Raw genomic sequence first — 9926 nt, 5'->3', positions numbered from 1 at the left:
ATGCTCTCGTGGGCTCGGAGATGTGTATAAGAGACAGGAAGAATATTTAGTCCTGATAATTCATAAAACCAGTTATAAAAACAAGAAATATATTCTTTTTCTTTTGACGATATGAAAGTGAAAATCCTTATTTCTCTATCATATTGTTCGCGGAGTGTTTTGAAGAACCTTTTTCTGTATTCATTGTTTTAGCACTATCATTAATATAAAAACGTAGCGATATGAATATAGAGAAACAATTAGAAACAGCAGTTAAAACCAACCATCTGGTGTTGGTGGTGTTCTATGCCGATTGGTCCCCTCATTATGAGTGGATAGGGCCTGTGCTTCGAACTTACGAAAAGAGAACTGTGGAATTGATTAGAGTGAATGCAGAAGAGAATAGAGCAATTGCTGATGCTCATAATGTAGAAACAGTACCGGCTTTCCTTCTATTGCATAAGAGTCATGAACTTTGGAGGCAGGTAGGAGAGCTTACGGTAGAAGAATTAAAAGAGGTATTGGATGATTTTCAATGAATTGTCTGTAATCTTTTATTGGTATTCATAAAAAGGACTCTTTTCTTTTTTCGTTAAAAGATTGATATTTCTAAAGTGTTGGTATTAAGAGTATTATAGAAGAGCATTTTTTCATTTAAAGAAACGGGTGTTTCCTTTTAAAGGAAACACCCGTTTGACACCGAGAAACAATCTGTTTCTTTTAAAGGAAGATTCCGTTTCCTTAAAGCCAGATATTAAATTCTTTAATATGTGAATATTTTTTCTTATTGAAGCTTTTTAAGTTCTTCTTGTAAGATGACCGGTTCGTTAGTGGTGATGAAATCTACCTTTTGTTCGATCAGCCATTTCATATCTTCTACTTCGTCTACTGTCCATACGTTGACTTTCAAGCCGAGGTCGTGAGCTTCTTTGATCCATTCGGGGTGTTTCTTAATCACTCCCATGTGATAGTCCAGACCGGCAGCACCCAGTTCTTTCAGCTCTTTGGGAGACAATTCTCCGTTAAGGTAATATACCGGAGTACCGGCAGGAGCCAGACGGATAAACTCTTTCATGGCATGTAGAGAGAACGTGATATATTCCATACGGTTTTCCAGTCCCATTTTCTTTACCATGGCAACAATTCCTTGTACCGCTTTAGTCTCGCGTTTCTTGTTGCTATGCGCTTTCAGTTCGAGAATCAATTGGGTTTTACAGTTTTTTCCGGTTTCCAGATACTGTTCCAGGCTGGGTAAGTTTTCTCCGTTGGATAATTTAAGTCCGGTCAGTGCATCACCTTTGGAATATTCCATCGGCCTCATCTTATATACAGGATCATGGTTAACCACCAGCTTGTTATCCTTCGCGATCCATACGTCAAATTCTGAACCGTAACAACCGATGGAGTCTGCTTTTAGAAGTGATGAAATACTGTTCTGCGATGATCCCGGAGTTTTCCAGAAACCGCGGTGAGCTATCACTTTTGTCTGTGCCTGCATGCAGCAAGCAGCCATTAGAAAGGCAGAAGCCATCATCATTTTTTTTAAATTCATTTGTTTGATCTTTTAAAAGTTTGATAGATTTAATTGGGTTTGGCCTCAAAATTATAAAAAAGATAACGCAAATCAGCCGATAATATGCTAATCTGCGTTAATCCTTGGGATTTTAGAATAGAAATGCTACAAAAGAGTGTCAAAAATAAGACTGTCTGTCATAAAAACATTCTCCGGACACGTCTGATAGTTTGCACAAAAGGAGTTTGTCACTCTTTTATTAATCAGGTATAGGCCTCTTCATGTATTCCTTTCACTGCACGTCCGCTAGGCTCATTCAGATTTCTGAAAGCGATATCCCAGGCTAGTGCTTCTGCTGTGGAGCAGGCTACACTCGGAACACTGGGGACGGTGCGTGCTGCACTTTCACTGGGGAAATGCTCTTCGAAAATGCTACGATAGTAGTACTCTTCTTTGTTTTGTGGCGTATTGATCGGGAAACGTTCGGCAGCATGTTCCATTTGCTCATCGCTCACGGCAGCTGCTGTGATCTCTCTCAATGTGTCAATCCATGAATATCCTACACCGTCACTGAACTGCTCTTTCTGTCTCCAAGCCACACTTTCCGGTAACATATCGGCAAAGGCTTCGCGAACAATTCGTTTCTCAATGTTTTTTCCGGGGCACATTTTAGCTTTCGGGTTCAGGTTCATTGCCACGTCGAGAAATTCTTTATCAAGGAAAGGGACGCGTCCTTCTACTCCCCATGCTGATAAACTTTTATTGGCACGGAGGCAATCGTACATGTGCAACTTTGAAAGTTTACGTACTGTTTCTTCGTGAAATGCCTGTGGAGTAGGGGCCTTGTGGAAATACAGATACCCCCCGAAAACTTCATCAGCACCTTCACCGCTCAACACCATTTTGATTCCCATTGATTTAATGACACGCGCCAATAAATACATGGGAGTGGAAGCGCGTACGGTAGTTACATCATACGTCTCGATGAAATAAATTACGTCGCGAACAGCATCCAGACCTTCCTGAACGGTGTAGTTGATCTCATGATGGACGGTACCGATATATTCGGCCACCTCACGCGCTTTAATCAAATCGGGGGCGTCCTTTAGACCGATGGCGAAAGAGTGGAGTTGAGGCCACCATGCATCGCTTGCACCGTCTGTTTCTATACGTTTTGCCGCATATTTTTTGGCAATGGCAGAGATAACAGAACTATCTAACCCGCCCGAAAGCAACACTCCATACGGTACGTCACTCATTAACTGGCGGTGCACAGCCTCTTCCAATGCCACTTTCACATCCTCGGTTTGTGCATCATTCTCTTTGACGGTTTCATATTCTGTCCAGTCGCGCGAATACCAACGTTTCATTTTTCCCTCTTTACTATAGAAATAATGTCCGGGGAGGAATACTTCATATTCGTCACAAAATCCTTCGAGAGCTTTCAACTCGCTGCCGAAGTAGATTTTTCCCTCTTTATCTTTTCCTATATATAAAGGAATAACCCCTATCGGATCACGGGCAATTAGAAATTCATCCTTTTCCTCATCATAAAGCACGAAAGCGAAGATACCGCTGATATCTTCCAAAAAATGGATGCCTTTATCTTTGTAAAGGGCAAGAATTACCTCACAGTCACTTCCGGTTTGAAAGTTATATTTTCCCGCATATTTAGCTCGAATATCACGGTGATTGTAAATCTCACCATTTACGGCGAGCACCTGTTTACGATCGGGAGAGTATAACGGTTGTCCGCCACTCTGCGGGTCGACAATGGAAAGACGTTCGTGTGCCAGGATGGCACTTCCGCCTACATAGATTCCGCTCCAGTCCGGTCCGCGATGACGGATCTTCTGGGCCATTTTCAGTGCTTTATCTCTTAGTTCTTTCGTTTGAACTTTGATGTTGAGTATACCTGCTATTCCACACATAACTTTAATTTTTAGAGGGGGTAATGTAATCTGTTGATTGTTTATTCGCTATTTCTAAGAAGCTGATTAGCTATTCTTAATTCGTTCCATAATTGTTATCGTTTAGTTCCACAACTGTTTCCCTTTAGTTCCATATCTGTTATCCTTTAGTTCCACAGATATGGAACGAACCGATAATAGCAATCGAGCTTCTTGTTGTACACTGTTGCAAAACTTATTGTATTAGATAAGCATCTATTTCCGCAGCAGCCTTTCGTCCTCCCGCCATGGCACGTACCACCAGGCTGGCGCCAGTCTCGGCATCACCGGCTAGGAATACATTCTTTGCAAATTTCGGTTGCTCCGGTTTCAGGAATCCCATTGCCAATAATACCATATCAGCTTCGATGACTTCCTTCTTCCCTGTTGGTTTCATCGTGGGACGTCCGCCATCTGCTGCCGGAATCCATTCCACTTCTTCCACTTCTACACCTGTCACTTTTCCATTCTTTCCGAGGAACTGATTGGAAGCCAGGCACCAGCGGCGTGTACAACCTTCTTCATGGCTGGAAGTCGTTTTGAAGACTGCCGGCCATTGTGGCCAAGGAGTAGCCGGATTGTAGCCGACAGGAGGTTTCGGCATGATTTCGATTTGAGTGACACTGACGGCTCCCTGTCTCACACTGGTTCCGATGCAGTCGGAACCGGTATCTCCGCCACCTATCACAAGTACTTTTTTGCCTTTGGCATTCACCAATTTATCTTTTGGGAAAGTCTGTCCTGCTAGAATCCTGTTCTGCTGTGCCAGCATTTCAAGTGCGAAATGGATGCCTTTCAGTTCACGTCCCGGAATACTCAAATCACGTGCAGCCGGCGTTCCGGTACAGATGCAGTAAGCGTCGAATCCTTCCGGCAAATGATTGACGTCTATTTCTACTCCCATTTCAAACAGTATTCCTTCTGCAGCCAATATCTTCATCCGTCGGTCAATTACATTCTTATCCAGTTTGAAATTAGGAATACCGAACCGTAATAACCCTCCGGGCGCTTCATCCTTATCGAATAAAGTAACGCTATATCCTTTTAAATTCAGCTGATTAGCCACTACCAATCCGGCAGGACCCGCACCAATCACCGCCACTTTCTTTCCGTTTCTTCTCGGCGTCTTTACCTGTATATATCCTTCACGAAAAGCCGCTTCCACGATAGCTGCTTCATTCTCGCGAATAGTCACCGGCTGATCGCAGGAAAGTTTCAACACGCACGATTTCTCGCAAAGGGCAGGACAAATACGTCCCGTAAATTCCGGAAAATCGCAAGTAGACGACAATACTTCGTATGCCTCCTTCCATTTTCCCCTGTATAATGCATCCTGCCATTCCGGTTGTTTATTTCCTATCGGGCATGCCCAATGACAGAAAGGTACACCGCAATCCATGCAGCGTGACGCCTGCAATTTACGGCTGTTTGTATTCAAAGTCTGTTCTACCTGACTATAGTCAGCGATTCGCTCGTTTACAGGGCGGTATCCCGCCTCTTGTCGAGGTATATTTAGAAATGCTTTAGGATCTCCCATCTTGTTATTTACTATTTGACGATTTACTATTTACTATTTTTAGACTATCTTGTCATTTGCTATTTGACTATTTACAGACTATACATTCAAATAGTAAATTGTAAATAGTCAAATTGTAAATCTAATAGTCTCTTTGCATGTCTGCAATTTTTTGTTGTAATTTTCTCATCTGTTCCTCCTGCAATACTTTTTTGTATTCGATGGGTACTACTTGGATGAACTGTTCTGCATAATGATTCCAGTTGTCAAGCATGGTACGGGCTAGTTTTGAGCCTGTGTACAGATAATGTTGGCGGATTAGTTCGTGTAGCTCCTTCCGGTAGCTGGCTTCTTCGATGAGTGACAGTTCCACCATTTCCATGTTGCAGAAATAATCGAAGTTGCCATCCTTGTTCCATACGTAAGCCACACCGCCACTCATACCGGCTGCAAAGTTACGTCCGGTTTGTCCGAGGACTACCACACGACCTCCCGTCATGTATTCGCAACAATGGTCGCCCACACCTTCCACTACGGCAACTGCACCGGAGTTACGAACTGCGAAACGTTCTCCTACACGACCGTTGATATATACTTCACCGCTTGTTGCTCCATAAAGCAAGGTATTACCGGCAATTGTATTCTTTTCGGCTTCGAAGTTGCTGCGGATAGGAGGCAATACGGAGATGCGTCCGCCGCTCAATCCTTTACCCAGATAATCGTTTGCTTCACCTTCCAGTTTAAAGTTAACTCCTGGTACGAGGAAAGCCCCGAAAGACTGACCTGCCGATCCTTTGAACTTCACATTCAGCGTATGTTCCGGCAATCCTTTGGCACCGTATTTCTTGGCAATCACTCCGGAGAGCATCGCACCTATTGCACGGTCTGTATTGGCAATCGTATATTCTAAAGAAATCTCTTTTTCATGTTCAATAGCTTCCTGTGCCGCATCAATGAGGGTTACATCCTTTACAGTAGAAACACCGTGGTCTTGATCGATGACATGGCGGATAGCCGCGTTGTTATCAATGCGTGCCAGCAATTTGGTGAAGTCGATTAACGCATGTTTCGGATTCGGGTCATTGGCAACGGATTTGCGTTCGATCAAGTCTGTGTGCCCGATAATATCATCCATCCTGGTGAATCCCATTTCGGCCAAATGCTCGCGGACCTCCTGCGCCAGGAATGTGAAGAAATTTACCAAATATTCACTACGCCCATGAAAGCGTTTACGTAATTCCTCATTCTGTGTGGCAACTCCCACCGGACAAGTATTCTGATGGCATTTGCGCATCATTACACACCCTAATACAATCAATGCCGAGGTGGCGAAGCCATATTCTTCGGCACCCATTAGCGCCATTAAGATGATGTCACGTCCGGTTTTCAGTTGTCCGTCGGCTTGCAGAACTACTTGACCACGAAGTCCGTTCAAAACCAATGTTTGCTGTGTCTCGCTCAATCCCAATTCCGGTGAGATGCCCGCATAACGGATAGAAGAAGCCGGAGAAGCACCTGTTCCCCCTTCAGCACCGGAGATGACAATCAGGTCCGCCTTTGCTTTTGCCACCCCGGCGGCAATTGTACCGACGCCGCTTTCTGCTACCAGTTTCACACTGATTTTGGCCTGTGGATTTACATTTTTCAGATCGAATATTAATTGTGCCAAATCCTCAATCGAATAAATATCATGATGAGGTGGGGGAGAAATCAGTGAAATTCCCGGAATGGAATGGCGTGTTTTTGCAATCACATCATTCACTTTAAATCCCGGAAGTTGTCCGCCTTCACCCGGCTTTGCCCCCTGTGCTATCTTAATCTGAATTTCATCCGCATTAACCAGATATTCTGCCGTTACACCGAAACGTCCGGAAGCTACCTGCTTGATTGCACTTCGTAAGGAACTGCCATCGGGCAGCGGTTGGAAACGGGCAGCGTCCTCGCCACCTTCACCGGTATTGCTGCGTCCGTGAATTTTATTCATGGCAATAGCCATTGCCTCATGAGCCTCTTTGCTGATAGAACCAAAAGACATGGCCCCCGTGACGAAACGATGCAGAATGTTTTCCACCGGTTCTACCTGATCGATCGAAATCGGATTACGACGGAATCCTAGAAAGTCACGAAGGAAAATAGGCTTCTCTTTTTCGTCTACCAAATGAGTATATTCTTTAAACTTCTTATAACTCCCCATCCGTGTAGCCAATTGCAGCGTACTGATTGTTTCCGGATTCCATGCATGCTCTTCTCCGTCTTTACGGAAAGCATACAAACCGGTAAGAAGTTGAGAATGGAGAGTTGAGAGTTGAGAGTTGCCATGCGGAGCCTCACTCTCCACTCTCAACTCTCCACTCTCAACTTCTCCCACTCCTTCCTCATGGAAAGCAATGGCATCTCTGGCTATTTCTTCCAAGCGAATACCTCCGATGGGCGAACCGAGTCCACCGAAATAGGCCTTACTCAATTCTTCGCTCAAACCGACAGCTTCGAAGATTTTTGCACCACGATAAGAGCGGATGGTAGAGATCCCCATTTTACTCATGATTTTAAACAAGCCTTTGCAGATGGATTTGATATAATTCTTTTCAGCAGTGGCATAATCCAACTGAATATCCCTGTCTTTAACCAAGCGGTCGAGAACAGCGAATGCCATGTAAGGATTCAGGGCACTTGCTCCGAAACCCAGTAATAACGCAGCGTGCATCACCTCACGTATTTCACCGCTTTCTACAATCAATGCTGTTTGTACACGTTTGCCGACTGAAATCAGATGGTGATGAACGGCGCTTACCACCAGCAATGAAGGAATAGCGGCATGGGTAATATCCACGTCACGGTCGGTCAGGACAATGTAGTTTACGCCTTCCGTCACAGATTCTTCCGCCATTTTACAGAGGCTGTTCAGTGCCTCCTGCAATCCGGCTTTCCCTTTCGCTGCTTCAAATAACATGGGCAGTTTGACCGTTTTGAAGCCTTTATAGCGGATATTACAAAGAATATCCAGTTGTGTGTTGCTCAAAATCGGATGATTCAGGCGGACCATTTTGCAATGACTCTCGCTGGGTGTCAGAATATTCATGCCGACTGCCCCGATGTATTCTGTCAATGACATTACCAGTTCTTCGCGGAGCGGGTCGATGGGAGGATTGGTCACTTGTGCAAATTGCTGCCGGAAATAGTTGTAAAGCAATTGCGGCTTATCCGAAAGTACAGCTAACGGAGTATCATTACCCATTGAATGGATCGGTTCTGCTCCGCTGCTTGCCATCGGCATAATCAGTTTTTCGATATCCTCTTTGGAGTAGCCGAAAGTGCGAAGCATACAGTCGTAGTTTTCTACATGATGAGGTACTTTGCGTCCGCTCTTCAGTTCATCCAGTTCGATTCGGTTCGTAGACAACCAGGTGCGGTAAGGTTTGGCTTCAGCCAACTGTTTTTTCAGTTCGCCATCATAATAAATTTCACCTTTTTCTGTATCTACCAGCAAAATCTTACCGGGCTGTAAGCGACCTTTTTCTTTGATGTCTCCCGGTTCGAAATCCATCACACCGACTTCCGAAGCCACTACCATCATATCGTTTTTAGTAATCAGATAACGGGCAGGGCGCAGACCGTTGCGGTCGAGCATACCTCCGGCAAATCGTCCGTCACTGAAGAGAAGTGCAGCCGGTCCGTCCCACGGTTCCATCAGGATAGAGTGGTATTCGTAGAATGATTTCAGATCCTCGCTGATGGGATTCTTTTCGTTGAAAGATTCCGGCACGAGCATAGCCATGGCGTGTGGCAGGCTCAATCCCGACATCACCAGGAACTCCAGTACATTATCCAGGGAAGCACTGTCGCTCATGCCCGGTTGTATAATCGGGCGAAGTTCTTTTATGTCACCCAAGGTAGGAGTGGAGAGTACGCTTTCGCGGGCTTCCATCCATCCGCGGTTACCACGGATCGTGTTGATTTCACCGTTGTGTGCCAGAAGGCGGAATGGTTGTGCCAATCCCCATGTAGGGAATGTGTTGGTACTGAAACGGGAGTGCACCAGTGCCAGTCCGCTGGTAAAATAGCTATTCGTCAGGTCCGGATAGTAGTTGCGCAGTTGCAACGACGAAAGCATACCTTTATATATAATGTTTTTTGTAGAAAGCGAAACAACATAAAAATCGTCCTTTGTCGGAATGGATGACAATCTGACCTTATTCTCGATTCTTTTCCGGATCAGATATAACTTCCGGTCGGCCGTTTCCGTTTCTGTAAATCCGGTGATAAACACCTGCTTGATGTCAGGTTCGTTTGCCAAAGCAGATTCTCCTAGAATTTCAGGGCAGGTGGGCACATTGCGCAGATGCATCAATGTGAGTCCTTCTTTTTCAATTTCTTCAATAATGATACTTAAAATGGCTGCCTGGTCTTTCTCATTTTTCGGCAAAAATAACAATCCTGTGCCGTACCGTCCTTTTTCGGGTACAGGAATACCTTGCAATAAAATAAACTCATGCGGAATTTGCAGCATGATACCTGCACCGTCGCCGGTTTTGTTATCCGCACCTTCGGCGCCACGGTGGCGCATGTTCTCTAATACCTTTAAAGCCGACTCAACAATGTCGTGTGACTTTTCTCCATGAATGTTTACCAGCATACCAACACCGCAGGCATCGTGTTCGTATGCCGCATTGTACAAGCCCATCTGTTTGGGCTGTCGTTGGTAAGGGGATCCTTCTGTTACGTTGTTAAAAAGTTCTTGTTTCTTCATTCTTACTAGCTTTATTGTATGATAATACCTAATTGAAGTGTCAATTTGTTCGGCAAAGTTAGTAGTTTAATTTCAAAATGATAGTAAAATGTAAGTTTTCTGTAACGCGAAATTAAAAGAAGAGCCTGTCTTCTTCTAATTTGTAATTAAAAGAAGGAGATTTACTTTTAATTTGTTAGCTCTTTTGGGTTAATGGTGATCTAATTGTAATTTGTTTCTTTT

Annotated in this window: 5 protein-coding genes; 1 reads left to right on the top strand and 4 read right to left on the bottom strand. The window is 44.4% G+C overall.

Annotated features, from left to right (window positions below):
• The first annotated feature begins 221 nt into the window (after nucleotides 1–221).
• On the top strand, nucleotides 222–518 hold the full coding sequence (locus LPH68_RS10425) for a thioredoxin family protein (RefSeq protein WP_015530958.1): 297 nt from the start codon (nucleotides 222–224) through the stop codon (nucleotides 516–518).
• Between the two features lie 245 nt (nucleotides 519–763).
• Here the strand turns inward: LPH68_RS10425 and LPH68_RS10420 are convergent, their stop codons facing one another.
• The 4 genes from LPH68_RS10420 to gltB all read right to left on the bottom strand — a co-directional run bounded on the left by LPH68_RS10420 (nucleotide 764) and on the right by gltB (nucleotide 9704).
• A complete protein-coding gene (locus LPH68_RS10420; protein WP_074910641.1) occupies nucleotides 764–1531 on the bottom strand; it encodes a glycerophosphodiester phosphodiesterase family protein in 768 nt (255 codons plus the stop codon).
• Between the two features lie 224 nt (nucleotides 1532–1755).
• A complete protein-coding gene (gene asnB / locus LPH68_RS10415) occupies nucleotides 1756–3423 on the bottom strand; it encodes an asparagine synthase B (protein WP_049702577.1) in 1668 nt (555 codons plus the stop codon).
• Between the two features lie 214 nt (nucleotides 3424–3637).
• Nucleotides 3638–4978: a glutamate synthase subunit beta gene (locus LPH68_RS10410; protein WP_118407757.1), complete on the bottom strand. Its 1341-nt coding sequence runs from the start codon at nucleotides 4976–4978 to the stop codon at nucleotides 3638–3640.
• A gap of 121 nt (nucleotides 4979–5099) precedes the next feature.
• Nucleotides 5100–9704 (bottom strand): glutamate synthase large subunit, encoded by a 4605-nt coding sequence (gene gltB / locus LPH68_RS10405; RefSeq protein WP_151923181.1) that lies wholly within the window; start codon nucleotides 9702–9704, stop codon nucleotides 5100–5102.
• Nucleotides 9705–9926 lie beyond the last annotated feature (222 nt).

The organism is Bacteroides sp. 1_1_30, assembly GCF_020982715.1.
GTDB lineage: Bacteria > Bacteroidota > Bacteroidia > Bacteroidales > Bacteroidaceae > Bacteroides > Bacteroides xylanisolvens.
The sequence above is the reverse complement of the archived record's forward strand: the minus strand, read 5'-3'. Positions and strand labels throughout refer to the sequence as shown.